This window comes from Vibrio brasiliensis LMG 20546, assembly GCF_000189255.1.
In the GTDB taxonomy this organism is placed as follows: domain Bacteria; phylum Pseudomonadota; class Gammaproteobacteria; order Enterobacterales; family Vibrionaceae; genus Vibrio; species Vibrio brasiliensis.
Map to the genome: position 1 here is coordinate 1 of NZ_AEVS01000054.1, position 1540 is coordinate 1540.

General features: G+C 43.8%; 2 protein-coding genes. Both read left to right on the forward strand.

The features are described from left to right. Positions 1-190, forward strand: a 190-nt coding sequence (locus RH46_RS22410) for a hypothetical protein (RefSeq protein ID WP_006879193.1), incomplete at its 5' end; no start/stop codon positions are given. A 106-nt stretch (positions 191-296) separates the two neighbouring features. Beyond that, on the forward strand, positions 297-1540 hold a 1244-nt coding region (gene gltS / locus RH46_RS09410), incomplete at its 3' end, for a sodium/glutamate symporter (RefSeq protein ID WP_006879194.1).

The window sequence follows — 1540 nt, forward strand, 5'->3', positions numbered from 1 at the left end:
ATTTCCTGCGTATTTCTTTGCTTTTACCGTTATTTTCGCGCTGTTTTACAGGGTGATGTCGAACGATTTTTGCGTCTGCACTCGACAAGCGGGGGCAAGATTATTAATAATGTGCGCTTTCATTTTTGAAACCCTAGTCATTTTTACAGGGTTAGCTGTTGAAACGAGCCTCTTGAGGCTGTTTGAATAAGGACAAATTTCAATAGAAAAGTTGAATCAATGAGCATTGCTCCTCAGAGCTATTTTGGGCTCTGTACTCGTTAAGGAAGATGAGTGAATAACTAAAAAGAGGTTATATGAATCAGATAATTTCAGTTGGACCGCTAGAATCTTTCTTAATCGCAATCAGCGTTTTATTCTTAGGGCACTTCGTAAATTCCAAACTTCCGATCCTGAAGAAGTTTAATATCCCTGAGCCGATTGTGGGCGGTCTTATCGTCGCGGTTATCATCACAATAATGCACTTTAACGGCATTAATCTCGAATTCTCTCTGCCATTGCAGAAAGTCTTTATGCTGATGTTCTTTAGTACTGTCGGCCTTGCTGCTAACTACACCCAGCTTATGAAGGGTGGCGCCAAGGTGTTTATTTTCCTGGCGGTGGCATCTTTCTACATCATCATTCAGAACGGCGTCGGTGTATCTATGGCGACTGCACTAGGGTTAGATCCTTTGATGGGGCTTATTGCTGGCTCGATTACCCTTTCTGGCGGACACGGTACTGGTGCAGCCTGGTCTCAAACTTTCTCTGAGACTTACGGTCTGACAAACACGCTTGAGATTGCTATGGCCTCGGCTACGTTTGGTCTGATCATCGGTGGTATTATCGGTAGCCCTGTGGCGCAGAAACTGATCAACAAAAATGGCTTTGAATCTGAGTACGGTAGTGGTACGCAGACTCACGAACGCTTCCCTGAGCTTGTGACGTACAACGAGTATGAAGAAGATAAAGTAACAGCGAAGAAGGTTATTGAGATTCTGTTCATTCTGCTTATCTGTGTCACTGGTGCGAAGTATTTAGAGCAGTGGGTAAGCAGCTTTAACATTAGCTGGCTGATGATTCCTGACTTCGTTTATGCCTTGTTTATTGGTGTTTTTATTACCAATGTTCTGGAAGTGACCAAAGCGCATAAGGTTGATGCCGAAACCGTCGATATTCTGGGTACGGTGTCATTATCACTGTTTTTGGCGATGGCTTTAATGAGCCTCAAGCTTTGGAACATTTTTGATCTTGCGATCCCGTTCCTGGTTATTCTCGCTATTCAGTCTGTGGTATTGGGCATCTTCTCTTACTTTGTCACATTTAAAGTGATGGGTTCCAACTACGATGCAGCGGTTATTGCTGGTGGACACTGTGGTTTTGGTTTAGGTGCGACACCGACAGCGGTAATGAATATGGGTTCTCTGGTCAACAAATATGGTCCGTCGCCCCAAGCCTTTATGGTCGTACCAATCGTCGGTGCATTCTTTATCGACATCGTAAACCTGATCATCCTTCAAGGTTACATCTCGTTATCGGATAAAGATTCTGAGGAACAAAA